Origin of the sequence: Deinococcus hopiensis KR-140 (assembly GCF_900176165.1) — a bacterium.
Taxonomy (GTDB): domain Bacteria; phylum Deinococcota; class Deinococci; order Deinococcales; family Deinococcaceae; genus Deinococcus; species Deinococcus hopiensis.
The window spans coordinates 188124-214050 of sequence record NZ_FWWU01000011.1 but is presented as its reverse complement, the minus strand read 5'-3'; the positions used below and the strand labels follow the sequence as shown (position 1 = coordinate 214050).

General features: G+C 63.0%; 18 protein-coding genes and 3 pseudogenes. 3 read left to right on the top strand and 18 right to left on the bottom strand.

Annotation, left to right across the window (positions count from 1 at the left end; all coding sequences use genetic code 11):
* Window positions 1-153: 153 nt before the first annotated feature.
* From B9A95_RS30945 to B9A95_RS30910, 7 genes are all read right to left on the bottom strand, one after another.
* Window positions 154-960, bottom strand: a complete 807-nt coding sequence (locus tag B9A95_RS30945; RefSeq protein WP_084051421.1) for a retropepsin-like aspartic protease — start codon at window positions 958-960, stop codon at window positions 154-156.
* 1709 nt (window positions 961-2669) lie between these two features.
* Window positions 2670-3086 (bottom strand): hypothetical protein, encoded by a 417-nt coding sequence (locus tag B9A95_RS30935; protein WP_084051419.1) that lies wholly within the window; start codon window positions 3084-3086, stop codon window positions 2670-2672.
* Window positions 3087-3206: 120 nt separating this feature from the next.
* Window positions 3207-4337 (bottom strand): PQQ-dependent sugar dehydrogenase, encoded by a 1131-nt coding sequence (locus B9A95_RS30930; protein ID WP_084051418.1) that lies wholly within the window; start codon window positions 4335-4337, stop codon window positions 3207-3209.
* A 520-nt stretch (window positions 4338-4857) separates the two neighbouring features.
* On the bottom strand, window positions 4858-5175 hold the full coding sequence (locus tag B9A95_RS30925; protein ID WP_084051417.1) for a hypothetical protein: 318 nt from the start codon (window positions 5173-5175) through the stop codon (window positions 4858-4860).
* A 239-nt stretch (window positions 5176-5414) separates the two neighbouring features.
* Window positions 5415-6869 (bottom strand): glycoside hydrolase family 30 protein, encoded by a 1455-nt coding sequence (locus tag B9A95_RS30920; protein WP_170928889.1) that lies wholly within the window; start codon window positions 6867-6869, stop codon window positions 5415-5417.
* A gap of 306 nt (window positions 6870-7175) precedes the next feature.
* Entirely contained in the window at window positions 7176-8213 is a 1038-nt protein-coding gene (locus B9A95_RS30915) for a substrate-binding domain-containing protein (RefSeq protein ID WP_084051415.1), read from the bottom strand.
* Window positions 8214-8325: 112 nt separating this feature from the next.
* Window positions 8326-10233, bottom strand: a complete 1908-nt coding sequence (locus B9A95_RS30910) for a carbohydrate-binding protein (protein WP_084051414.1) — start codon at window positions 10231-10233, stop codon at window positions 8326-8328.
* A gap of 329 nt (window positions 10234-10562) precedes the next feature.
* Between B9A95_RS30910 and B9A95_RS30905 the strand changes: the two genes are divergently transcribed.
* Window positions 10563-10826, top strand: a complete 264-nt coding sequence (locus B9A95_RS30905) for a hypothetical protein (protein WP_084051413.1) — start codon at window positions 10563-10565, stop codon at window positions 10824-10826.
* A gap of 503 nt (window positions 10827-11329) precedes the next feature.
* Here B9A95_RS30905 and B9A95_RS30900 read toward each other — a convergent pair.
* The 4 genes from B9A95_RS30900 to B9A95_RS30890 form a co-directional block, all read right to left on the bottom strand.
* The gene (locus B9A95_RS30900) at window positions 11330-11665 is read right to left on the bottom strand and encodes a hypothetical protein (protein WP_139807188.1); all 336 of its coding nucleotides are present in this window, start codon (window positions 11663-11665) and stop codon (window positions 11330-11332) included.
* The gene (locus tag B9A95_RS34360) at window positions 11643-11780 is read right to left on the bottom strand and encodes a hypothetical protein (protein ID WP_170928888.1); all 138 of its coding nucleotides are present in this window, start codon (window positions 11778-11780) and stop codon (window positions 11643-11645) included. The genes B9A95_RS30900 and B9A95_RS34360 overlap by 23 nt, the downstream gene beginning before the upstream one ends.
* Window positions 11781-11986: 206 nt before the next feature.
* On the bottom strand, window positions 11987-13018 hold the full coding sequence (locus tag B9A95_RS30895) for a hypothetical protein (protein ID WP_084051472.1): 1032 nt from the start codon (window positions 13016-13018) through the stop codon (window positions 11987-11989).
* 454 nt (window positions 13019-13472) lie between these two features.
* Window positions 13473-13691: a hypothetical protein gene (locus B9A95_RS30890; protein ID WP_084051411.1), complete on the bottom strand. Its 219-nt coding sequence runs from the start codon at window positions 13689-13691 to the stop codon at window positions 13473-13475.
* Window positions 13692-13977: 286 nt separating this feature from the next.
* On the opposite strand from B9A95_RS30890, the gene B9A95_RS30885 reads away from it, so the two are divergent.
* Entirely contained in the window at window positions 13978-15264 is a 1287-nt protein-coding gene (locus B9A95_RS30885; RefSeq protein ID WP_084051410.1) for an IS630 family transposase, read from the top strand.
* A gap of 27 nt (window positions 15265-15291) precedes the next feature.
* Here B9A95_RS30885 and B9A95_RS30880 read toward each other — a convergent pair whose 3' ends face one another.
* Together B9A95_RS30880 and B9A95_RS30865 are read right to left on the bottom strand one after the other, a co-directional pair.
* On the bottom strand, window positions 15292-17163 hold the full coding sequence (locus tag B9A95_RS30880; protein ID WP_084051409.1) for an HD domain-containing phosphohydrolase: 1872 nt from the start codon (window positions 17161-17163) through the stop codon (window positions 15292-15294).
* Between the two features lie 1589 nt (window positions 17164-18752).
* Complete coding sequence (locus tag B9A95_RS30865; RefSeq protein WP_084051406.1) at window positions 18753-21008, bottom strand: diguanylate cyclase domain-containing protein; 2256 nt, start codon at window positions 21006-21008, stop codon at window positions 18753-18755.
* Window positions 21009-21226: 218 nt separating this feature from the next.
* Between B9A95_RS30865 and B9A95_RS33000 the strand changes: the two are divergent.
* Window positions 21227-21460, top strand: a pseudogene (locus B9A95_RS33000) (IS4 family transposase); the annotation flags it as partial.
* 111 nt (window positions 21461-21571) lie between these two features.
* Here the strand turns inward: B9A95_RS33000 and B9A95_RS37495 are convergent.
* The 5 genes and pseudogenes from B9A95_RS37495 to B9A95_RS30835 all read right to left on the bottom strand — a co-directional run.
* Window positions 21572-22018, bottom strand: a pseudogene (locus B9A95_RS37495) (integrase core domain-containing protein); the annotation flags it as partial.
* Window positions 21981-22325 carry a transposase gene (locus tag B9A95_RS37490; protein WP_170928887.1) on the bottom strand — a complete coding sequence of 115 codons (345 nt, stop codon included), beginning with the start codon at window positions 22323-22325 and terminating at the stop codon, window positions 21981-21983. The pseudogene B9A95_RS37495 and the gene B9A95_RS37490, both read right to left, overlap by 38 nt.
* 311 nt (window positions 22326-22636) lie before the next feature.
* Window positions 22637-22849: a hypothetical protein gene (locus tag B9A95_RS30850; RefSeq protein WP_084046006.1), complete on the bottom strand. Its 213-nt coding sequence runs from the start codon at window positions 22847-22849 to the stop codon at window positions 22637-22639.
* Window positions 22850-23280: 431 nt separating this feature from the next.
* A pseudogene (locus B9A95_RS30840) lies at window positions 23281-24566 on the bottom strand (IS701 family transposase).
* A 553-nt stretch (window positions 24567-25119) separates the two neighbouring features.
* Window positions 25120-25356 (bottom strand): hypothetical protein, encoded by a 237-nt coding sequence (locus B9A95_RS30835; protein WP_084051401.1) that lies wholly within the window; start codon window positions 25354-25356, stop codon window positions 25120-25122.
* Between the last annotated feature and the right edge of the window lie 571 nt (window positions 25357-25927).

Genomic DNA, 25927 nt, shown 5'->3' with positions numbered 1-25927 from the left:
GTATCAGAGGTGCAGCAAGGATGAGGTGTGGGTCGCATACCTCAACACACCGCCCCTCATCGTCCCTGTCCAGGGACACACAAGAAAACAAGTCTTCATCGTCCAAGACGGAAAAACGAAGTTGTCATCTACTGAGACTGCAGGCCTTTCTCGTTACTCTCCAGCAACGGGAGATGCGCCCCACCGCCTCTGGGGAAAGTCGAACATCCAGTCGGCCCGACTCAGTGTGTTGTACCCCAGGATCAAGTTCATGGGTCGCTCCAGGCGGGCGTTGACCCCCGACAGCTCCACACCCGCAACGCGCTGAGGCGGAAACGCTATGTTCCCAATGACCATGGCCGTCATCAAAAACATGGGCGTACTCATGCTCATTCCAGTGGCGTCGGTTCCGGTCGAGGACCCTGCCTCCTGAAAGAGTTCTGGGTACTCCCGGACAAAATCCAGATCCACAACGGTAATTCCGGCTCCCGTGTCCCACACCGCCTGTGCCTCCAGGGCTCCGAACCAGACGCTCACATACGGATGGGCGGCTTTGTCAAGCCACAACTCCTGATTCAGGCTGCTTTCTACGGTAAACCTGGCGGGGTCCACCCAGACCCGCCGCTCGCCAAAGCGGAAGAGAAGGCAGTGCTCCTTGAGCAGGTCCATGCCGATCAGTGGGTGCCCAGAGGTCTGACCAGAAGTGCGGATGACGGTCATGTCGGTCCGGACGATAGGACCGAGGACGACCCTGGGAACGGTGATCAGGTCTTCGTGAAATGCAGAGAAGACGCCCGAGCCACGGTGATTACCGGCGGTAGGATACGTGGCGGTATGGGCGTCGTAAGGGAGGGTGGTCCTTGCTGCCCCGGTGTCGAGCAGGAAGTGGTAGGGGCGCCCAGCGACGACGCCGGCCACAAAGATTTCAGCAGCGCCGGGCTCTTCGGCGTCGGGCTGAACAATGAGCTCAAAGGTGGTCATAAGGTGCTCCTGAAAACTTGCCGGGTGGTGGGTCGGATGAGCTGGGCGGGTTCCAGAGCGCCGTAACCGGTGGAGAAGGGGAAGCGACGGTAAGCTCCTCCCGGTCGCAGCGAGTCGCTGCAGTTTTGTTCATACTGCCTGCCAGATCCCTTTGGCTGTCCTCGACGAAATTGACAGGAGATGGCGGCCCACTTCCTGAACCGTTCAGGGACGTCTCACCAAGGTGCGCCAGTTCGTAGGACCCAAACAATTCTACTGATGATCGGCAGATCGCCCAGGTGGGGACGCCCTGGATAAATCAGGGAGGCAAGAGGGGCTCTAAGCGTTTCCACTGGGCATCCATGGTTTCTGGGCGTCGCCGCACGAGAATATACGGCGCTGCCGGTGAACTCTACTCCTGGCCCACAGGCCTTAGGCGCAGGGCAAGCTGTACGCAGGGAAGAGATCCTCAACTCCCACAGGAGTTCGGTCCAGCAGGGCTACCACGCAAGGCCTTATGTTTCTAAGTATCCAGAAATCTAAAGACAGGCACATAGGCGTTCCACGGCCATCATCCGGTGCTTCGCTTTTTAAAATGGGTATGGAGAATGCAGAGGTACGCGCGTTCTTTGGCAAGGTCCGTTCCACCAGAGCGACCTCTACCGTGGGGGCCTTTTTCATCCACCTCCTATACCCCTCAAAAACATTTCGAGGCCGCTTGCTGACCTTCCCAGCGCCTCATAGAATTCTCACCCACCAAACCACTCCTCCATAGCCTCGGTTGTGTCAGCCCCACCTCCACGCCCCTCCGCAAATCCTCCACTTCATCAACGGGCAACCGCCCCGGCACCCTCATTGAGCACTGCCCCGATCCCACCGTCAGCGTCCTCACCCACAACCTCACCATTACCGCCGAGTGCAGCGCCATCCTCCAAGACCACCCCTTCCTCAACCGCGAAAGGCGTTCCTTTTGTGGGCGTCGGGGCAGCGCCGGCGGCGGGAGGGGACGAGCGCAAGCATGCCTGCAGTCTAACTGTTACTTAGAGTTATAAGTAACAGTAAATCCAAACCAAGGCGGCAAGGACGCCTGTGGTGGAACAGCAGCCGGACCCCGGAGCAGGCCCCGAATTGGCCTCAGCCGCTGTGCGTTGTCTCTGCGGCAGCGTTGGCAGCCGGAAGGTTTTGGACGCCGGGGGAGTTGAGGGCCAGAACAGCGACGTCGGCCCCCCGATTGTCCATGGCCAGGCATTGGTCGGTGAAGTCGCGCACTCGGAGCGCAAAGGGACCGTCACCGAAACCGCTGCGCCCAAGGTGTGGGACGCCAGCGCATGCCCACGCTTCCAGGGCGACAGGCAATGCAATGTGTTCCTCAGGGCCGATCATTCGCAGGTTCTCTGACGTGCGCCTGAGATGAGGCCTTTAAAAGGGAAATGAAGCGATTGCCAGCAGCGCGGGTAAGGCGCGGTGGATGTCAAGGTCCTTGACACTGGGCAGGAGCTCAACGTCACGAACGGCCACCTTCAGGCAACACCACCTTTCGACGACGCGCAGGGACGTCAAGAGATAGGAGGAGGGTGTCAGACGGCCAGGGCTCGTCCGCCTGTCGCCTGTCGCCCGCAGGGACCGGACAGGAGCGGGCGGCAGTCCGCGGGGCGGGCTTTCCTCGAAGCCCATGCCACCAAGGAAGTGTCCTTGGAGCCGCTGGCCCGCGTGACTGGGTTGAGCCCATTTCAACTGATTCGGGTGTTCCGGCAGGAGGCGGGGTTGCCGCCGCATGCCCCCGAGGTGCAGGCCCGCAATGCTGCGGCGTCATCGTGGACATGGACGGTCGTTCCCTCCGGGAGTTCGAGGATGGCCAAGCGCACCTCGGCCTCAAGCTCCACGTGAATGGGTCCCAGCGGAATGGGCACCGGTCCCCAGACCCACTTGAAGTCCACCAGGTTCGGGTAAAAATGTGCGGCGGTAAAACCAGGAGCAGCGGGCGTGAGCCCAAGGAGTCCCGCACAGCAGGCGGGGGTGAAGTCTTTGGAGAAATTCGCCAGGACCGTTGATCTCGTGCGCTGCAGGTGCCCAGACTGGGGCAAGTTCGGGCTGGGCAGCAACGCCAGTCTGCCGACTTGTTCAGCCACCTGAAGGTCCGGGCTCACGCGACTGACGCTTCAGGCGCTGACCGAGCGGCGCAAACAGAGCAGCGTACTGGTGACCGCGGCGGCCAGCCCCAGCAGTGCCAGCGTTCCGCGCGCTCAGCCTACTGCGCTTCTCAGACTTCACGAACCCGTGTAGGTGATGCGGTAGATCAGGCCATTGCCGTCATCCGTGAGAAACAGGGCTCCGTCGGCGGCCACCTGCAGGTCCACCGGGCGTCCGGATGTGGTGAGGCCACCTCCCTCCAAGAAGCCGGTGAGGAAGTCCTTCACCTCGCCGGTGCCCGGATCGACCGTGATCACCTTGTACCCCGACTTGGGCAGGCGGTTCCACGAACCGTGCAGGGCCACGAACATCTGCCCCCGGTACGCGGGGGGAAACGCCGTGCCCGTGTAGAAGGCGAGCCCAAGGGGCGCGCTGTGGGCGGTCGTGGTGGCGAAAGCGGGCTGGGCCGCGCGGCAGTCCACGGCCTGCTCGGGAGCAAAGCTCTGGTCCCGCACCTGCTCGCCTCCGGCGGAATAGCAGAAGGGCCAGCCGTAGTTTCCTCCGTCCCGCAACCGGAAAAACGCCTCTGGGGGCACGTCGTTGCCCAGCAGGTCACGCCCGTTGACGGTGGCGTAGAGGGTACCGCCAGACCATTCCAGACCCACGGCGTTGCGCAGCCCCGTCGCGTAGGGTTTGCCGTTTTTTCCGTCGGCATCGTAGACCCATACGGCGGCCCGGCGGGGGTCGGACTCCAGGCAGGCATTGCAGGTGCTGCCCACCGCCACGTACATGCGGTCGTCAGGTCCGAACACCAGCGTGCGGGTCTTGTGCAGGCCTTCTGCAGGCAGATCGAGGATTTTTTCAGGCGCTCCGCTGGCACGCGTGTCTCCCGGCGCGTAGGGAAACCGCACCACGCTGTCGGTGCCCGCGACGTAGAGAAAGCCGCCGTGAAAGGCGAGGCTGTGCGGAGCGCTGAGGCCACTGGCAAAGACTTCCCGGCCCTCGGGGACGCCGTCGCCGTTGCGGTTGGGCAGCACGTCCACCTGCCCGGCGCCGCTTTCGGCGACGAACAGGTCCCCGTTGGGGGCCACGGCCATCAGACGAGGTTTGTTCAGGCCTGAGGCGTATACCGCCGCGTGAAAACCCGCAGGCAACGTCAGCCCCGTGTCCGGGCGGGAGGTTTGGGGCTTCTGGACGATGGCGCACGAGGTCAGCAGGAGGCCCAGAAGGCCGGTGAAGACCCCAGCGGTCTGCAGTGAAGAACCCATGCCTCATCTGACCCCGGGGCCATGAGGTCCGCTCATCGCCTGACTAAAGGGAGCAGACCGACAGTACGCCCTGCAGAAACATCGGGTACAGACTTCGGTGGGATCATTTGCGGGATGATTCCATCTGAGCGGAGGCGAGAAGAACGGGTCCAGACATGGAGTCGGCAAACTGGTGCTTTCCCGGGTTGTCAGTAAAACAGATGGACTCCATCTGAAAAAGGGCCGGAGATCACTTGACCTCCGGCCCCACGAAATCTTCAGAGATCTACCCGTTAAGGTTGTACACGTCCCCAGTAATTTGTTGACCGTACAAGTAGAGAGGTTGCCTTCTGAGTGGCAAGCGTAGCAGTTGCGGTCGAAGGTGCCTTTCACCACGCCGTCCATCAGCAAGTCCGCGTGCTTCTTCCAACGGAAGTTCTCGTACCAAGACGGCGCATTGCAAGCACGTCGGTGCGGATCTATGCGTCCTTGGCAAGCAGCTCAGGCGTGATGTTTACCGTTCCAGGATTACCGCTGTAGTTCAGGCGCCGGAAGGTTTCACCCCAATGACCGCGTTGCCGTACACCTCGCGAAAGCGCAGCTCCACCTTCTTGCTCGGGATGGCGGTGCAGCGGCGGGTCTGGTCGGCGTAGGTCCGGTGAACGCGCATGAGTGAGTCGTCCCGGTAAGTGGTGGTGTGGGCCACCGACATCAAGCTGCTGAGCGAGATGTGCCGGGCGTCGAAGTAGCGCTGGAAATTCCCGCTCTTAGGCACCGCGGTCTGAGGCCCTGCCGGGCCACCCGCCGCATATACCGTGATGCGGCTTGAATTCATCACCTCTTTGTCGCGTGTGGACATGCCGGCAGTGCCCCGCTTGAAGTAAGGTTCACGGCCGCTTCCAGTTTGCTGCTGGCACTGGAACGGACGCGGAGGAGAAGCATACGCCCCGGCGTTGTGCCCGGGTCATCACTGCCTGGACTGCGGGACGCCCCATCTTGTACGCACCAATGGCAAGGCACAGCGGCCTGTTCGGGGCGTGGAAAGGGGACCAAATCCACACACGGACCTGGCCCCCCTCCCCCTTCACCCGTCGGGCCTTACCAGAACACCGTCGCCACCCCCGAAGCGGGGAGCGTCTGGGTGACGGACTTGCCCGCCCAGACCATCTTGAAGGTGGCCGCAACGCTTCCCTGATTAAGCACCACGAGGGCCTTGGCCCCGTTGGCGTTGCGGAAGGCCACCCCAATAAACCGCCCGTCACTCGAATCTGTGGTGCCGATGCGAACCGCGCCAGGCCACACGAAGCGCGCGAAGTGGGCGAGGGCGTAGTACTCCTCGTTGTAGGTCACGGCTCCATTGGTCTGGTTGATGGTGATCACGCCCCGGCAGTTGGAACAGCCCCCCGTGTGCGGATTGCCGCTGGGGTCCTGCGCCAAGCTCCAAAACAGCACCGTCTTGGCCCAGTTCCGGGTGCCGCCGATAAGCATGTTCTGCATGTTCCACTTCAGGTTGGCGCCGAAACTGCTGTTGGCGAAGGTGCCTGAGCATTCGGTGAGGTAGATGTCCTTGCCCGGGTAGGCGCTGTGCACGCCGCTCATCGCGCTTGGGTTGCCGCTGTAGCAGTGCCACGCCGAGCCCGCATAGGAGGCCTGGCCCTCGTTCATCACGGCTCTGGGGTACCAGTCCATGTCCCAGTTGTGGTCGAAGGAGAGGAGTTTCACGCCCGTACCGCCCATGCGCGGAGCGAGGTGGTCGCGCACGAAATTCAGTTCGTCGTACCACTCGTACTTCATTCCGGGGTAGCTGCCAGGCTCGAACTGGGGCTCGTTCTGAACTGTCATGGCGTGGAAGGGCACGCCGTTTGCCGCATAGGCGTCGTACACCTTGCGCAGGTACGTGGCGTACAGGGGGTAGTACGTCTGGTTCAGCTTACCGGTGTACAGGCTGCCGCTCGTCTTCATCCACGCGGGGGCGCTCCAGGGCGTGCCCATGTACTTCAGGCCCGAATCGATGGATTTGGCCTGTTTGGCGATGGGAATGATGTAGGCGAGGTCGTGGCCGATAGAAAAGCGCGTGAGGTTGGGGTCCGCCGCGCCGTCGTCGTAGGTGTAGTGGCTCAGCGCCATGTCGCTGCCCCCCAGCGGCAGACGCAGGTAGCTGATCCCCGCATTCCCGTCGTTGAACCCGAACAGGTTCTGCATGACGGTGCTCCGCTGCGCCGCCGAGAGCTTGTTCTGGATCAGCCACGCCGCCGAGTCGGTCAGCGAAGCGCCGAAGCCGTCAATGGTCTGGTACGTCGTCCCCTCACTGACCGTCAGCGTGGAGGGCGTGACCGAAGCGTCTGCCGAGAAGCTCCGGCTGCCGTCCCATGAGATCAGGCGGCTGCGGTCCGGGTACGTCACCCACACGTCGGCGGCGGTGGCCGACTGGCCGTGCAGTGTCAAGCCCGGCTGGGGTGAAACGCCCGTCTGCGGTGAGGAGGGCGGCGGAGCACCACACCCCGCAAGCGCGAGGGTCAGCAGCAGAAAGGGACGGAACTTCGCGTAAGACATGCGGGTCTCCTTGAAGAGAGGGATAAGAACGCTGGGGCGACGGCGTGGCATGGACTTCATCCAGGGAGGTAAGCGCTTTCCCGATGCGCGAAAACCATGCATACCAAAGAGAGAAATCGGTATGTAAGCGCTTACAAATTATTGAATTGAAGAGGCCTCGTTTAGGGTACGTCCCACCCTCCAACAAGTCAATCTGGAGGGGCCCGTGTCATGAGCGGTAAAGGACTTGACCTTGCCGCCTCTCAACACGGCGGGGAGGGCATGATGCGGCAGGGCCGCTGTCAGATGCTGCCGCTCGCGGTATTCTCAGCCCTTCTTGCGCCCCCTTGCGTTGGAGCGTACGGTGGGAACGGGGGCCGTCGATTCCCGCTCCACCAGCGCGGCCCGGAAGGTGGGCATGCTGGGCTGCTCCCCGCGCAGCAGTGCGAGCACCATCGCTGCCGCCGCCTGGCCCATGTCCCCGGTGGGTTGCCGAACGGTGGTCAGCGGCGGACGCTCGAAGGCGCTGCCGGGAATGTCGTCGAAGCCCACCACCGAGAGGTCGGTGGGCACCCGCAGGCCCCGGCGAAACAGCGCGAGTTGCGCCCCCGCCGAGGACTGATCGTTGGCGGCAAAAATAGCGGTGAAGGGCACGCCCGCCGCAAGCAGGGCCTCGGTGGCCGCGTGGCCGCCCGCCTCGCTGAAGTCGCCGGGAACGATCAGTTCAGGAGCCTCAGGGACGCCCGCATCCCGCAGCGCCCGGCGGTAACCGGCGAGGCGGGCCCGAGCGTCGGCGTGGTCCTCCGGGCCTGCCAGATGCACGATGCGGCGGTGTCCCAGGGCCAGCAGGTGGTGGGTGGCCTGCTCGGCCCCCACGGTCTGGTCCACCTCCAGGCACTGGCCCTCCAGGCCGGGCAACTCGCGACCCAGCACCACCAGCGGCATTAACCCTGCAAGCTCGCGTAGGCGGTCCAGGGGCGTATTGCCGCCCAGCACGATCATGGCATCTACCCGCCGCGAGACGAGCAGGTCCAGCGAGTCGGATGCGCTGCTTACCCGCCACTCCTCACTGGCGAAGACCGGGTGGTAGCCGCTGCCGCCGAAGCCCCGCTCCACCCCACGCAGCACAGCGCTGTAAAACGGGCTGGCGATGTCTGGGGTCAGCACGCCCACGCTCATGGTGCTGCCGCGCGCCAAGGCCTGCGCCATCATGTTGGGGCGGTAACCCAGCCGCTCAATGGCTTCCATCACCGCCGCGCGTTTGTGGGCGCTGACCGTGCCCGTGCCGTTGATGATCCGGGACACGGTGGCCGTGGACACCCGCGCGGCGCGGGCCACCTGTTCCAGGGTGAGGGATTCGGGCAAGGTCAGGGCTCCTTCCCCGGCAGTGTAGAGCCTTGAACGGCGAGCAGCCCCCGAGCCCCGCGCTGCGCGGCTCCCTGCGTACGGCGCGCAAAGGGGGAGGCAAAGCGCTGCGTCAGCGTCTGAACTGAAACCAGTTGAAGTTCAGGCCGCCGTCGCGGAACACGGCGTAGACCTTCTGAATGCCCGTTGAGGCCTCCTGGAGATCTGCGCGCAGCGTCTTCCAGGTCTGCCAGCCGCCCGTGCCTGGAGCGGTAACGGAAGCGAGCAGGGGACCGTCCGGCGCGTCGAGATGGAGTTCGAGGGTTCCCCCCTGGGCACCGCTCGCCAGCCGGAAGTCCACGCCCTTCCCTTTGCCTGTGCCGAAGTCCACGCGTTGAAAGGCGAGGTAGTCTCCCCCATCCGTGTGGCCCACGTCGCGGCCCCCACCCTCGTCGCTGCTGGACTCGGTCTGAATGCCCTGCACCGCGCTGTAGTTTTCGGCCTCGATGCGGGTGTAGGCGTCCAGCGGTGGCGCGGTGGGGGCCGGCGCGTCCGAGCCCATGCCCGTCCAGGTGTAGGTGGCGACCGAGGCGGCGGGCAGCGTGGTGTAGAACGACGAGCCATTTTCCTTGACCTTGAAGGTCAGCGGTGAGGACGCCGTGTTGAGCACGATCAGCGCTTTGCTGCCGTCCGGGTTGCGGAAGGCCACGCTCTGCAGGGTGCCGGCGTCGGCGTTGTAGGTCGCGCTGCTTACCCGGTAGGCCCCGGGACGCACTGCCCGTCCGTACTGCGCCAGCACGTAGTACTCGACGTTCCTGTCCACCTTGCCAGTATCTTGATGGATCGTCACCACGCCCCGGCAGTCGCCGCAACCACCCGTGTGCGGCCCATGGTTCCCGTCGAGCGCCAGGTTCCACAGCAGCACCGTCTTGGCCCAGTTGCGCGGCGCACCGATCAACAGATTCTGGGTGTTCCACTTGAGGTTGTCGGCGAAGTTGTCGGCCCAGTACCCGCCCGAGCATTCGGTGAAGTAGAGGTTTTTGCCCGGAAAGGTGTCGTGGACCTGGCTCTGCGCGTCCACGTCGCCCCCATAACAGTGAAAGGCCGTGCCGTCGAGGTCGCGTGAGGCCCCCGCGTCTTGCAGCAGTTCCAGCGGGTAGGTCCACTCGTCCCAGTTGTGGTCCCAGCCGATGATCTTGGTGTTCAGGCCCGCCTGCCGCAGCGTTGGCCCCAGGTGGTCGCGGATAAAGGCGGCGGCCTCCCCGGCTTCCACGCGCATGCCTGGGTAATTGTCGGGCTCAGCGTGCGGCTCGTTCTGCACCGTCACCGGATCGATGGGCACGCCCGCCTGGGCATATGCCTCGATGAACCTGCGGAAATACTGGGCGTAGACGGGGTAGTTCTCAGGCTTCAGTTTGCCCTTGATCAGGCTGTCCGTGGTCTTCATCCAGCCCGGCGCACTCCAGGGGGAGGCCATGAACTTGAGGCCCGGGTTGATCTGCCGGGCCTGCTGGGCAACTGGCAGGATGTACGCGCGGTCGTGCTCGACGCTGAAGTGCGCGAGGGTGGGGTCCGTCTGTCCAGCCGGCACGTCGTCGTAGGAGTAGTGGGTCAGGGCGAAGTCGCTCGCACCCATCGGCAGCCGCAGCCCGTCCAGTCCAGCCCCAGCGGTGCCAAAGAGGTCGCGCAGCAGGGAGGTCCGTGCGTCGGCGCTGAGCTTGTTCTGAATCAACCACGCGCTGGCGTCTGTCAGGGCCGCGCCCACCCCGTCCATCTGCTGGTCGGTGCGGGTGGTGTCCACCGTGACCGTGGGGTAGGTCTCCCCGCCGTCGCGGCTGAAGTGGGCGCTGGACTCGGTGCTCAGGAGGCGCGACTGGTCGCCCGTGGTGAGCAGCACGCCCACCGCGCTGGCAGGCTGAGTATGCTCCCCACCACCGCTTCCGGGAACCGTGACGGGCTGGCAGGCCATGAGGCCGAGCGTGAGGGCCATGAGGCCGGTGGTGGGGGCAAAACGTAGGCGAGGTAGACCAGAAAAAGACATGGATTCTCCTTCGCTGCTTCACCCGGAAGCAGTCCTGAGCGGTACGGAGGCCACGAAAAGCGTTTTATTTTGTAAGCGCTTACAAGCGCAGCAGAAAAGAAAGTACGCCTTGGCCTGCCGTATTCCGCACGGACAGTGGCTCCAGAGTGGAGGTCTACGCTCTGCTGTAGCGCGACATTAGAACGTTGGTGCTGGGTGTCAAGCAACAAGGTCGGGGGGCGTCTCCTGCAGCGAGGGAAACCGCACGACCTCACGCCATGCCCTATCCCCACGAGCATGACCTCGACCATTACGCATTTTTACGTTCAGGACGGCAGAATAAGAATGAAATGACGGAAAAGAAAAAGGTTCAGTGGCTACCGACGGGGTGGACGGTGGCTCCTGCAGCGACGACGCCCGAAGGCTTGGGTTCCCGGCCCAGCGTTGCCGTGGCGTTGAGGCGCGCGGTGGGGGGCAATCTCTGCCTGGCGACCCATGAGGGCGTGCTGTACATTGCGCCGGTTTCACCCGGTGCGGTCGTGACGGACGCCGACCGTGACGTCGCTCAGGCGCTTGGCTATTGGGGGCCTCTGCCGATCTACGCGCCCGTCTGACCTTACACCCACCGTTCCGGTCCGTTGGCGTGGGCCCGGCAGGAGCACACCAACATGGGCGAGAAACGCGGCATCCCCAACTATGAACAGGTCCCATCCCCCTCACCGCCCTCCTGAAATGCAAGGGCAAGGACGCCGAACCCTCTGTACGAACGCGCGCTGCGTCCGCACCGCGCCAGAGCCCGAGGCGCCGTGACGGCCCCCGGTCTTCCCCACTCTGCCAGCCTCCACCTCACCGGCTGGGCCGCTCTCTACGAGCGCGGTGTGCGCATCCGCACCAACCGGCAGACTGAGGTACCCCAGCGCGTCACGGTCCACCCGGCACCACTCCGGACGACACCTTGGCCTCCGCAAGGGCGGACAACACCAACAAGGCGCCGCTGAGCCTGTTCAGCAGCGCCAGCCCCGCCGATCTCAAGGGGGTTTTTCATCACGTCTTTCGTGAAAGACGCGGTGCGCGCCCGGCAATGGGTGGCCGCCCGTGCGCCTGACCACCCCCCGCTTCAAAGGCGCGGATGGACCATGTCCACCGAGAGCGTCATGCCGGTCCTGTACGCGCTGCCCCGCACGTTGGGCCAGGTCGGCGCCGGCCCCTTGCGCGGGATTGAGCGTGCCGTGAACCTGGAGCGTCCCTGGGGCACCTCAAAGGGAAGCTGGGACTGACGCAGTTTGGTTGGCTGTCCCTTGGCGCCGTCGGTGGGCGGTCCCGCCGGAGTCAGGGTGAGCTCCACGTCTCCGTACTCGGGCATCTCCCCGGCTTCCGGAAGCCCGAGTTGGGCAGAGAACCGTGCACCGTCCTCCCCACCACCCAGCGGCTTACCGGTGAAGGGTGAAGTCACGCACCGCGCCGTCCTTGCCCAGGAAGGCGGCCGTACCGCTCACCTCAGGGTCTATTACCGCGTTGTCGGCCCCGACACACCCACCTGTTGTGAACACCTCCAGGGGGTTCTTCACCACGCAGGTCATGCGGAAGGGGGGAGGTCTTCGTGGGTGCCACTCGCGTCTGGCTCTGCGTGCTGGCGTACGCATGGGAGAATCTACACGGAAAGCGCGAGGGTCAGTCGGGCCGTGCTGGCAGCGTAGGTTCTTCTTCTGTGCGGGGCAAGGAGCGCTATTGCAGGTCAGCGGAACGAGGCGCGGAGGTTCGTCCTGGTGCCCACTCAGGGGTTGTTCAGGAAGAGTTCGAGGGTCTGGCCGGAGTGGCTGTCATCGGTAAACTCCGCCAGGACGCTGCTCGCCTCGCCCTTCTGCTGGCGAGAGCCGAGCAGAAGTCGCTGCTTGACTCCGTTCAGGATGTGCGTGGCGCTGACCCTGTACCGTCCCAGCGAGATGTTCGGAACGCCAGACCCCATGACGAACTTGCGTGTAAAGGGTGCGGTGCTGCCCGCTGCGTTCGGGCCGTCGGGGGTGAAGGTGAATTCCAGGCTGTCGTAATCGACTTCCACCGCTGAGTGCGCCACGTAGGTGTACACCTTGCCGGTCGCGTTCGTGCTGGCTTTATAAGTGAAGTTCCGGACGGCGCCTTTCGAACCGTCGAAGGGCGTGTCGTTGTCCGGCTTGAGGCGCACCTCGAACGGCTGTCCACCGGCCTCTCCGCGCAGGTAAGCGCCTGCGTTCCAGGTGCCGGACCGGTGCGCGAGGGCGATGGAGTATCTCCCCTGGTTGTCGGACTTCCCCACAGCGTTCACGTTGTAGTAGGCGGTGTGGTCTGCGAAGACCTCGGCCCCGGCGATGGGGTTGCCCTTCTCGTCGCGCACCTCGCCTGTCATGACATAGGGCCCGGCTTTCACCCCAGCCGTTCCGGCTCCAGCGTCCGTGACACGCGCGAGGCTGACCGCCGTCTGCTTGCCCTTCGGGGAGATGTTGAATCCAGTGAGGGTGCTGCCCTTCAGGAGGGCTTTGACCGTCTGCACCTCTTTCGCATACGTGTACTTAAAGGTCACGAGGCTCTTGGCGGCATCCCAGGTGCCCCGAAAGGGAAAGTCAATCTTGCCCAAGCGTAAAACACCGACGACGCTGTTGCCCTGGACCCTGAAATTGGCGTCCAGCCCGTAGAAGCCATCGAGCTTGCCCTTCCAGGCACCACTCAGGGTGCTGGCAGGCGCGGCGACGGGGGTTCCGGTGAGGGCAGTGGACACAGGGGCGACGGACAGCGCGAGGAGGGCGAGGGCCAGCAGTCGGGCGTGGGTCATGGTGGTCTCCAGTGGCGCAAAGCGGGTGCGCTTGAACTGACCAGATGATGCAGCGGGCAAGATGATCGGCCGATGGTGGGTGAAGCCCTCTGCCAGCACCGGTTTGGCTGTTCAGGCCACCCGGCATCCCGTCATGTGGTCATCGTCCCCCCGGCGTCACCGTAGGGCCATGCGCAGAACACGCCGACCACTGGCCCTCGCCGCCGCCCGCCTTCCTCGCCTTCGCCCACCCTGGCTGCTGGGCCGTGGATGTCGCTGAGCAACCAGACCATCCCTGGGCCCCGAGGCGGAGATGCGCAAACAGGGTCGGCAAACGTTTGTACGGATACCTGCAGGTCCGCTGCGCGACTGCACGGCCCCGGGCCTGCCCCTGGGCGGCAGCCTCGCCATCATCAAGTCGCTCGAAGACATGCTGATGGCGATGGCGCCCGCCTGCTCCCTCCTGTGGGTAACCTCAACGGAGGCGGGGAGAGCGCCTCCTCTCCTGCCACAGCCGCCACAGTGGCAGCGCCCAGGAGCTCAGGCCCACGGTTGTGCACAGCCCCGGCGCCCACGCCGGCCATCCACTTCCTGCGCCGTACAGGGCCACCAACACCAGCAGCAGCCCCCGCGTGAAGGGGTGGGCGAGGGCGAGGAGCACGGCGCGGAGGCAGAGGTCGATGAGGGCGTCCATGGACGTACCGTAGCGGCGGGCGGATGATTGAGCCGTGATGCCCACGCCGAAAAGCCCAGACCTTCGGAACCAGGACTGGGATGGACACAGCGAGGTCAGGGTGGCTTGGTACTGAACGACATGCGGATGCCGCATATGTTGTTCCCGGAGGTGTTCACCGCTGAGGGGCCCCGCGCCCCGTTGCCCTCCGCCTGCACGAGATAGGTGCTCTCCTGGCCAAGGGTGACGGACTTGCGCAAAGTCCTGCCCGCTAGTGGGTCACTTGCTTTGGGTATAGGCTTTTAGGGTGCCGCGTGTCCAGAAAAACCCTTTACGAACCCTGACCGAAGAGGAACGCGCGACCTTGGAGCGATTGAGCCGTTCGCATCACACCGCAGCGATTGTCGTCGGCCGGGCGAAGACGATTCTCGCGGTGTCGACCGGCATGGCCTATACCGAAGCGGCTCGGTTGTGCGGACGACGATCCGGTGAGGGGGTCGCGCGTCTGGTCTCCCGCCTCAATCAACACGGGTTAAACGCACTCGAAACTCGTCCAGGTGGACGTCCTCCCGTCGTCTACGGTTCCGCTGAGCGGAACCGTATCTTAGAGACAGCGCGTCGTACCCCCGATCGGGAGCAAGACGGCACGGCCACCTGGTCTCTGGTGACCCTGCAAAAGGTGCTGCGTCGTGAACCCGGATTTGAACGCTTGAGCACGTTCACCATCTTGGGTGTCTTACACGAAGCCGGGCTGACCTGGCAGCGGGACCGAACCTGGTGCGAAACGGGAAAGGCCAGACGACAACGCAAAACCGGCGTGGTCATTGTCCACGATCCAGATACCGAGGCCAAAAAAAAACTGATCGAACGCGCATACCTTGAAGGGGAACAAGGTGGCCTGGCGGTGTGGGTCGAAGACGAAGCCGGACCCTACCAGGCCATTTTCCAGCCTGGGAGCGCCTGGCAACCTGCAGGACAACCGACGCGTCTCCCACACGAGGATGTCCGCGCAGGGACGGCGAAGTTGCTGACCCTCTTTCATCCTGCCAGCGGTCAGCTCCGTGTTCGTGGAGTGACCAGCTGTACGAATGCGGTGCTTCACCCTTGGCGGCAACAGACCCTCTCTGAAGTGCTCCAACGCCTGCCGGTGGCAACGGTGTTGCCACCGGCAGACAACCGTGCGGTGTGGGAAAGGTGGCAAGAAGGACTGAGCGTCAAATTCACGCTGCTCGACACCTTGCCTCCTCTTCGAATGTTATTGGTACTCGACAATCTCGTCGGACATAAGACACCAGACCTGGTCTGCTGGTTGATGCGGCATGGCATCATGCCGCTGTACACGCCCGTCGCAGGCAGTTGGCTCAACATGGCCGAGTCCATCCAGCGCATCCTGGTTCGTCGAGCATTGGCCGGTCAATCGCCGACCAGCCCGGCACAAATCATCCAATGGCTGGAAGCCACTGCTCGAGGATGGAATGCACATCCCACTCCGTTCGTTTGGGCTGGAAAAAGAAGGGCTCGCCGTCAGCGAGCCTATGCCAGGCGACACCCCCTGGGAGGCTCGGGAGCGACGACCCTTCAGGTCGTTCAGTGAATGCCTACACCCATGCCAAGTGACCCACTAGTCCTGCTGATGGGCACATGTGAGGCGTTCTAAGGCCGCGATTACCGCAGGGTCAAATTGCCGGCCAGCCTGCGTCCTGATTTCGGTCATAGCCGCCTCAAACGACCAGGCCTGCTTGTAGGGCCTCTCGCTGGTCAACGCGTCCAATACATCCGCGACCGCCACAATTCGGCCGGTGATGGGAATTGTTTCACCGGCCAGGCCCGCCGGGTAACCGGTGCCGTCCCAGCGTTCGTGGTGGGTACGCGCTATTTCTTCGGCCACCATGACCAGCGGTGAATTTCCCCCTTCCAGAATGCTCGCTCCAATGGTGGTGTGGGCCTTGACCAACTCGAACTCTTCCGGGGTCAGGCGGCCTGGCTTCAGCAAGATCGAGTCGGAGATGCCAATCTTACCTACGTCGTGCATAGGTGCGGCGCGCCCAATCAAGGCGACCGTTTCGTCAGGCAGGTTCAACTCCCGGGCAATACCAGCAGCGGTCATCGCAACGCGGTTCATGTGTTCACCGGTATCATCATCACGGTATTCGGCGGCGCGTGCGAGCCGCGCCAGAATCTCGAATTGCGCCGCTTCCACCTGATCCCGTAGGGTTTGGTTGTACCCGCGAATGATGGCTTCATCCTGCTTGCGTTGCGTGATGTCGAACGCAGCGCCAATTAGCCCAGCCGCGTTTCCGCTCGGATCACGGTACACGTCTTTGCTCGTCCAGAAGTGCCGGTAGGTACCGTCCGGGAATTTTTCAGTGAACTCCGTGACCATAGGTGTTCCGGTTTCCAGCACAGCCTCGTCTCGCTGACGCCGGGCAGCCATGCTGGCAGGAAAGAAATCTTCGTCTGTTCGGCCCAGGATGGCCTCCATCGGTTGACCAAGCCGGGCGGCACCAGTCGTGTTCATCATCACGTACTGCCGCTCCAGATTCTTGACGAATATGGTTTCCGGAACACTGTCAACCACTGCCCGCAGCAGGGAGTAGCTGGCCTTCATGGCCTCACGCGCAGCGCGCACTTCGGTGAGGTCACGGATATACACCGTGAACAGCTGCTCGTCATCCACGTAGAAGGATGTCACGGTGTACTCGCAGTGAAGGGTCTCTCCTCCGCGCCGCAAAATGGGCAGCTCGATTCGGCGTTGCCCAGCCGTCTGCTCCTGACCAAGCTGCGCAACGCCGAGTTTGTGTCGGTTGTAGTCGCCGGGCGGCACGATTAATCTCATCAGGTCCGCACCCAGAACGTCCTCACGGTTGTAACCGAGCAGCTGTTCGGCGCTTGGGTTCCATTCGAGAACGCACCCGTCATGGTCCACAATGACCATCGCGTCCAGAGAAGCCTTGACCACCGCTGTATGAACATGCCGTTCGCGCGCCTGTTCAGCAAGGGCACAGCGCAACTCCAGCTCGCTGACAACGCCGTCCGCCAAGGCCTGCAGGGTGGCCGTCTGTTCTGGCGTCAGGGAGGGGCGTGGGACCGTATCCAAAATGCAAAGTGTACCGACTTTGTGACCGTCCGGCGTCACCAGAGGCGCTCCCGCATAAAAACGGATGTGAAGTGGTCCCGTGACCAACGGGTTTTGCGCGAACCGCTCGTCGAGCGTGGTATCTGGCACGATCAGGACGCCATCGTGCTCCAAGGCATGCGTGCACATCGAGATTGAGCGATCTGTTTCCCGCATGTCAACGCCGTAACACGCTTTAAACCATTGCCGCCGGACATCCACCAAGGACACCAGGGCGATCGGCACACCGTACACCTGGGCTGCAACCTGCACGGCCCGGTCAAAGGCAGCTTCGGGAGGCGTACCGAGCACCGCGTACCGGCGCAGTGCGGCGAGCCTCGCCGCCTCCAGGGGGAATGTGGAGAGATCACCGAGCATTCCTTAAAAGGTAGGTGAGTACCTCTCTCCCAACTCTGACGCTGGGAGAGCGTTGCGCCTGGACCAGAGCACCTGTCCGAATGAAGCGGTGGGTGGAAGGGCACCGCTCACCGCTTCATTCTCTCCAATGCGCATTCAGGTTCGCTTCCCCTGCGCGGTCAAAAAAATCCTCTTTTTGACAACTGCTTTAGCGGGCATGCCGAGCAGGCCGGCCTGCTCTTATTCGGGGCATCGCCGCAGCCATTTCAGGAAGTTGGGCGACGAGAGTTACGTTGCTGCGTTCTCCTGAAGCCACCGGAATAACGCTTGTTGTTCCTCAGGGAACGTCATACCGAGGTGCTCAGCAGCCCACACGACTGCGCAGAGGGTGTCGGGGGCTGCCAAACGCTCCATCAGCGTCTGCTCGGCAGACGTCAGGGGACGACCATCGCCGGTGAAAAGGGCACCTGCCAGATCAGCACGCGTAATGGGGGCCCGGAGCCAGACCCTTATGATGTCCTGAACGGAGAGCCTGGAGCGTGCGTGCTCAAAATCAATCCCCGTGAACCCGGGAGCGTGTTTGGGATTGAGCAACCAGTTGCGGGCGCTGTGGCCGTCATGCCGGGGTACAACGGCGGGGAAAGCGAGAATAAGGAGTTCTGGGATTTGTGCCCCGATCCAGGCAAGTTCCCCAGACGAGCAGGAGTCCCGACGCAGCTTCGGGCGTATCAACCGGGAGCTCGCCCCTCGTTCATCTTCTGAATCCTTCGGCGTGGGAGGAAGACCGTGCAAGTGCCTTGGCCAGAGTCCGGCCTGGGGTATGCGGTGCGTTCGGTGTGCCTGTCCGTACGGAGGCCGTCAAGAACATGTCCCTCGCCGGCACCCAGCGCCAAGATGCGGGGGACCTCATCCAACCCCAGCAGCGGTCGGTGGAGCTCAGCCTTCAGGCAGTTGAGGTAGCCACCGCCGATAGGCCCGAACTTCACGGCGGAACTTGTGCTCTTCGCGGTGCCTCTTTGCAAAGCAGCGGTGACCGGAGGTGACGTGCACTTCCCATACCTGCGACTCGCCATGCTTCCGGCTGCGGCCAGCGACATGAAGGGCAGACCCAAAACGGACTCGGGCAGGGGCGTGAGAGGGCCGTTCAAGGCGGCGGGAAGGGACACGCTGATAACCCTGTCCGGTGCTTTTCCCCAGGGTTCCCAGGGCTACGCCACCGCCCGGGCCATCAAAACGCGCTCCCTGGGCCTCGTCACCACCTGTGAAGGCTTCGCTCTATCCCGCGCTGCACATCCGCTGGACTGCGGGTAGAGGTCATGGGGCAGAGGGGGAAATATACGCGAGCCGGTTCTTCTCCACCTCCCTGGCGCCCACTCCCAACCATAAGGATTCCGTGAATCCGTGATGAGATAAGGGGTCAACCCGAGCGGACGTGCAACGCTGCGCCGCAGAGCGAGCAGGAAAAACGGTGACACAGTGGCGTGGAATCACCGGGGCGAACGAAATGGATGATCCGGAAGCCGCCTCACCTCGTCACTCTCTCCCCTTCCTCAACCCCACATCACTGGTGAGCGCTGCTCATTCGGCGTGTCCTGTACCGTCCACAGCGCTCACCCAGGCTTGACGCCTCCCGAAGGGGTCTCTGGGAGACTTTCCCAGCTTGAAGACTGGTTTCGTCCGGTGCGTTTGGCGCGGTACAGCGCCTGATCTGCCCGTCCGATCAGCACTTCGGGGGCCGTCTGGATGGTGGGCGTCAAAGTTGCGGCACCGACGCTTACAGTAATGTGCGGCGCGACGCCCGACTTCTCGTGCGGCAACTCCAGCTCACGCACGCGGGTGAGCAGTCTCTGCGCCACAAAATCCGCTCCGGTGGCGTCCGTACCCGGTAGGATCATCACGAACTCCTCGCCACCGTAGCGGGCGGTGAAGTCGCTGCGGTTGCGCCCGCAGGTGCTCAGGGTCCTGGCGATCTCCTTGAGGCATTCGTCGCCCGCGAGATGCCCGTAATAATCGTTGTACTGCTTGAAAAAATCGATGTCGCACAGCAGCAGGCTGATAGGGCGGCGGGCGAGTTGATGGTTCGCCCACTCCCGCTGAAGGTAAGACGTAAATGCTGCCCGGTTGAAAATTCCCGTGAGGGCATCGGTGGACGCGGAGACGGAGAGCTCTTGGTTCAAAGAGCGGAGGATGTTCTCGGCCCGCAGGCGTACGGCAATCTCGTCTTGCAGTTCCTGAGTGCGCTCCCGGACTTCCTCCTCGAGCTGCTGCGTGTACCGATGCTGCTGCTGCGCCGAGTGCAAGTGATGAAGCCCTGCGCTCAGTGTGTACCGTACCTGCTCGACATTGAAATGGTCTACGGGAGGTTTCTCGAACAGCAGTATCCCGAAGTGCAGGTCTGCGGTGTGCAGCGGGAGCACCAGCCAGTGCCCACGGTTCAGCTCATGCAGGAGCGCTTCTGGGAGGAGCTGCCTGCTGGGGTAGGCCTTCCCGGGCGCTGCGCCGTTCAGCGAGGTGCTGAGCAGGGACGCTGTGGACGCCGGCTGTGAACCCGCCTCCTTAAACAGCGCCACCGCATACCGGTCGACGTCCAGCGACCGCATGTATTTCCCCACTTCGGCTTGAAAGGTTTCCAACGTATCGTGGGAGGAAAGGGAAAGCTCCAACTGGGAACTGACCTGATTGTTGCGGCTCAAGGCCTGCTGTGCAGATGAATGGCCGGGATCGGGCGGCGCGATCATGCGCAGGGCCACCATCAGGAGCGACGCCAGGCGAGAAGCCTGCATAGCCGATTGTGGCAGCGTGGTGGCGTGGGCGCGCAGTCCCAGCATGATGGCTGCGAGCCCTGCCTGGTCGTAATCCAATTGACGCACCTGCTTGCGCCAGCATTCCAGGAATGCCTTTGCGTTCACCTGGTCTTTCGCTGCCAGCAGGAATGCGGACAGCAGTTCCTGTTCCACCTGCACCTCACAGGTTTTCACGATCCACTCCGGCAGGGCGCCGCACGACTTGCGCTTCTTGAGCGTCGCTGCCAACACCACTTCGTCGGGAACGTCCCATCCTGCCGTCAGGTCCAGGAGGAGTTCTGCCGCCACCCTGCCTTTCTCGCGGGTCGGCTGCGCCACCGTCGTGAGCGGGGGGGAACTGTGCCTCGCCTCGTCCACATCATCGAAGCCGACCACAGCCACGTCCTCTGGGACATGAAGCCCCAACCGGGTGAGCGCGTCGATGACTCCAAAAGCCATCTCGTCATTTGCGCAGACCACCGCTTCAAAATCCCGGTCATGCTCCAACAGCTTCGTAATTTCTTGCGCCGCTTTGGGACCGAAAAAATCACCCGTCAGTATTCTGTGAGGTGGAATGCTCATTCCATGCGCCGAGAGGTAGTCGATCACCGCATCGCGCCGCAGCTGGCCCTCTTCGTTGCCGGCCATTCCGCCCATAAACACAAACCTCTTCAGGCCCTGACCGTGAACCAGGTGCGCCATCAACTCGGTCATTCCCCGGACAGGGTCCACGCGTACGCTCGGAATGCCCGGCAACGCCCGGCTCACCGCCACCTTCGGCAGGGGGAACCTGCGCAGGAAGTCCAGAAATGCCCCGTCTCCGACCTGCCGGGCGATCGACGCTGCACTGACGATCATTCCCACGTACCGCTCAGGATCAAGCAAATCGTAGACGTCGTTCGCTTTCTGGTACAGCGGCGTCTCTGGTTCCAGGTGACGGCCAACAAAGGTTACTGAAGACACCCCAGCTGCGTTCAGGGCTTCGTGGTAACCGTGTTGGAGTTGAAGCTGGTAGTCATAAAGGAAATCCACCAGGATGGCGACGCGACGCGGCTCGAGCAATCCCAACTGGAGGTTGTGCACTTTCCCATTCTACGAAGCGGCTATGACAACATTCCAACGTCAATGCGTGAAAAAGGCGGCATGGTTCGCGTGCCCCAGCGCCGGATTCTGTGGCCCGAAGAGGAGGTGACGCCAAGGAAAACGGGGAGCCCTCTGCAGTATGTCAAGGAGAGGAGCTGACTGCCCTTCAAAACGTGTGCAGGAAGTGAAAAAGTCGGCCCCAGTCGGGTGTATCTGCGATGAGCGCGCCCAGGAGCAGGGCGCCCTCACGATACCTTGCAGACCGCCTTGCGGTCTGCGTTCCCCTTAGATGCCCGACGTCTGTCGGTCTTCGCTGCCCTGATTCTCCCAGTGATCCAGGCACGGACGGTTGTCCTGTACACGCTGAAGAAACACGGTACCAGCGTCTTGAGAACATGCGATTTTCGTTTCCTGGGAGGCTGTTTGCACGCTTTGCCGTGTCCTTTCTCCCGTGGACTGGCCCAGTTTTGCGGACGACGCTGACTGGAAACTCGGCTCAGGGTGGGTGTACGCCACCAGGTGGGGCCACCCCACCGCTGGGCGAACTCGTCGGGCGTCAGGTACGCCAGGGAAGAATGGGGTCTGGCGCGCTTGTAGAACGTTCTCCAGCCGTCCGGTAGGACCGGAGCGTGCCGAGGGGAGTGAAAGACCTCCAGGTTCGGCAATCTACCGCGGAGTCGGGCGTGGAAGCTCTCGGCCACGCCGTTTTGCCAGGGTTTTGCGGGGTCAATGTTTGATGCCTCCCTCCTGCACGGCCAGACCCTGAGATCGCGGGCGATAAACGCTGAGCCGTTGTCGCTCCAAATGAATGCCGCGGCGCCCCGTTTCCGCATGATCTCGACCAGGACAGCTTTCACGTCCGAGGACGTGAAAGCTGTGCCACAACGCAGGGCCAGGGATTGCCGGGTAAACTTATCGGTGAGCGTCAGGATTTTCAGGGGTTGTCCCCCCAGGGTCTGGTCGAAGACAACGTCATAGGTCCGGACCTGGTTCGGCTGCGCGGCTTTCATCAGGATGTGCTGTCCTGTACGGATTTTTCTCGCCTTGCAACGGGTGGGAAGCGCAAGACCCCCACTCTTCCAGAGGCGATGCGCCGCCTTGCACTTCACCTGAACACCGCTCTGGCGTCAGGGTCTGATGTCCGAGTCCTGGGAATGACGCATTACCCTGCTGGCCCGCTTCTCGAAGCCAACGTTGCAGTGAAGAGATGCCGATTCCCAGATCCCGGGCGGCTTGTGTCACCGTCATTTCTGGCCGCTGGGCAAGCTGGACGGCTTCTCGCTTGAATTCGGTCGTGGAAGTCCTGCGCGGGGTCATGGTCGTGCCTCCTGTGATCAAGGCTGAACTCCACCGGTGCAAAATCGACTGAGCTCCAGTACCGGTTTGAGGCAAAGTGGTGGTCATGGGGGCAAAGCCAAGGGCGAGAAACCAGCCTCGGTACAACCGTTACTGCGTGGGCAGGAGCGCATCGGCGGCCAGGAGCAGGTGGCTGACCCACCTCAAGGCCACACCGGCGTCATCCGAACGCTTCCCCCTCCGCTTTCGGCGTGCCTCTACCGCTCCCCCCTCCAGCGCGTGCGTGAAGAACCCGCCCCATCCGGAGGGACAGGCGTGACGGGCCGTGAGCTTCAGGAGGCGTCTTGTTTCGGCACAACGGGGATGCACAGGGCGCGCTCGAAGAGGGCGCAGGTGCCCTCCGTGTCCTTGGTCCTGTACTTGAACAGGGCGGCGGGGAGCTGGTCCGGGGCGGGTTTGAGGCCCGCGCGTTCCAGCTCCGCGCTGCGCGCAAGGTGGGCGGGGTGGGTGTCCTTGTAGGTGGGGATGTCGCGTTTCTTACCCATGTGGTGTGCTCCTGCTCTGGTGGTGCGGACGACTGAGGCGCGCGGATGGGCAGGGAACCGGAAGAACCGGGGCGCCGGGCCTGCGTGACCTCAGTGCCCGCGATGCGGGGGAGTGGAGCTGTCTGTGTCTCGCGGCATGCAGGTGCAGGAGTTCCGTCACGGGCGGGGAGGAAATGAGGACGGTGTTTTGTCCGGGTGGGAGCCAGCGGAGGCGGAGCGACGGGGACATCAGACCTTTATTGTGCCGCGTAGGGTGTGTGCATCAAGAGGGGGAGAGAGTAGCTTGGGAGGACGCGTCCTGCTGACCTGTCCCCGACCGAGATGGCTGAGCTGTTGGACGCCGCGTACCGGGACGACCGGGGGCTGGAAGGAGAAGGCCTGGAGCCGGAGGACCGTCAAGCGCTCGCGGCCTATCTGTACTTCGGGAAAACTCAGGGGCCGCTGAATAAGCCCGTACAGGGACAACCCCTGAATAAGCAAGCGGGGAGTAGGACTGCTGCCAACTCCTTTCGGATCGCCGGTACCGAGTCACCCATAAGGTCATCGGGTTGGCTGAGTCGCAACCATTGCAGAAAGAGGAGGGCCACCATACAGAGCAGGGCATGATGGTGTAAGCCGCGCCATGAGCGACCCTCAAAGTGATCCAAGCCCACCTCCTGTTTCAATTCCCGATGGGTCAATTCACAGGCCCAACGCTGCTTCATCACCTCAACGAGGTGATGAAGCGATGTCTCGGGGGGAGGTTGCAGGCGTAGTATTTCCGTTCACCGCCACTCCGTTCCTCCCCGATGATCCAGGCGGGTTGACCTGGTAAATGCTGACCTTGCCGGTACTCCAGCCCATCAGCGAGGCAAACGTACTTGGCTGCAAATCGGCCAGAAAGAGCGCCTTTCGTCCCCTGCCGCCACAAGACCCGATGCCAGACGGCATGGGTCAACATCTCTTCAGCGGTTTGACGTGGATGAGACGGTGTGGGGGATTTGGATCGCCGTCCGTGATTGGAGGTGACACTCGGCAAGAGCTGAACATCGGCGGGATCAGCCTTTTGAGAACGATAGATGCCCACGGACCATTGAAGGTTCCGCGCACTGAGCGCTTGCCGAAAAGGCGCGGTGGCACCGTAACCTGCATCGGCAAGCACCATGCCAAAGTTCAGGTGTGGTCGGACGCGGTCAAGTTCCTGAATGGCGACAGCCCACTTGCTCTGCGGTTGCTGGTGTTCCTCAGGAACACCAGCAGCAATCATCCGTTGAGGGTCACCTGTCCAGTCACGAGGCAGAAAAAGGCGGAGACTCACGGGAACGGGGAGATCGTGTTGGGCCAGCGTGAGCGAGATCAAGCATTGGCACTGGGTCAGTCCACCCACCTGTCCGGAGTACTGCTTGGCAACCCCGACCGACTTGGTTCCAGATTTGGTCAAGCAGGTGTCGTCGATGATGAGGACCGCATCTTTTCCGCCGAGCATTTGGTTCGCTCGCTCAAGGAGGAGGGGTTCAAGGACAGCGGGGCTGTGCGTGATGAAATGTTGGAACCGATCCTCGCCGCCAGGAGCGACCATATTGGCCATGGGAACCATACTTTTCCGGTGCGCCATGCTGCACAGCCCTTGAACATAAAGCGCCGCGAGACGACTTCGTGCCTTGTGGTGCAAATGAGTCTGGAAGGGTTTAAACCAGGTCGGGAAATGGCGGGTCCAGCTTGGCAGTTGTCGACGCATAGGAGAAGGCCAGCATCACCGACGCTGTCCCCCCTGTCACCCTGCTGAATTTTCCCGAAGTACAGCTATCTGGGGTCCCGTGAGGACGTCCGTGCAGCGGCCTGGGAGGTCTGGCAGGAACTGTTCCCCGATGAGCCGGAGTACGCGGTGAGCGCGGACATTGAGTACTGGTTGGACGTGGAGTCTACCGAAGCCTTGCCCGGAGTGATGCGGTTTGTGGATCAGCCGTTCCATCTCCTCTGGGTCACCGTTTTTCCCGGTTGCTCCGCTCGGGTTGGCCTGTGGGTTGAGCACCGATGCGCGGCGTGACGGACGTTCAATCCGGTCACCCCGTTCAGCAGCATGAAGGATCGCTTGCGGGAGTGCGCGCAGGGCCGGGGTGGGTGTGGCGGACGCTGCGCACGGTTGCTGGAACACCGAAGAGGTGATCGTCCTGGAGGTGTGCAGATGTGGAAAGGGGGCTCCTCCCGCACCTCGGTGGGAGGCGGGCGGAGTCAGGCCTGGAGACGACAAAGCGCCCTTTGAGGGCGCTGGAAGCCTGTCTTGGCTGGCTTCAGGGGTAGAGGTCAAATCCCGCTTCGTCCAGGAGCTGCTCGAGGCGTTTCTTGGCCGCGTGGATCTGCGGCATGGTTTCCGCTTCGAAGTAGACCTTGATGGGGCGGCCCACCCGGGTTTTGCCGAGATCCCAGGTGATGCCTTCGTAGGCCTGGTCGTCTTTGAGTTTCTGGAGGGCCGCCTTGACGGCTTTTTCGGGGATACCAGCGTGAATGGCCATATCGTCTTTGAGCATGGACTCAGGGTAATGCACGGGGGTTGCCGCAAGGGGCTCGCGTTGAAGCAGGGCTCGAGAGGCAAGTTGGGTGGCGTTCGCGCAGCACGCCGGGGAACCTGGGAACAACGTTCCCTGAAGCCACATCCCAGGTGTACCAACGCGGGTCTGACCGTCTTCTGGCAGGGGGATCTGTGCGGGTGGAGATGGGCGCTCGCGTCAAGGGGTGAGCGCCCGCGCCAGCATAAAAGCCCTCGAAGAGGGCTGCCCGCCGACTTCACCCGGTCGGCTCTTGTTGTGGGATGAAATGAGCGTACCCGTGACACCCAGGACAAACATCCGCCAAATGGAGGAGCCGGAAGGTTGTCGCAGAGGGGGCTGGTCGTGTGGCGCCTTGAGTGCTGTGCGCGCACGGCCGCGAGGATCAGGCAGACCAGGCTGGCGAGGACACTGACGGCCAGGAGGGAGACCGTGTGCAGGAGTGGCGCCAGGGAGAGGGTAAAGGGCGGGAGCGACACGCCCGGGTTGAGGGCAATGAAGCCCGCAGCGCTGAGGAGGGCAAGGAGGATGAGGACCCAGGGGGAGCGGACGC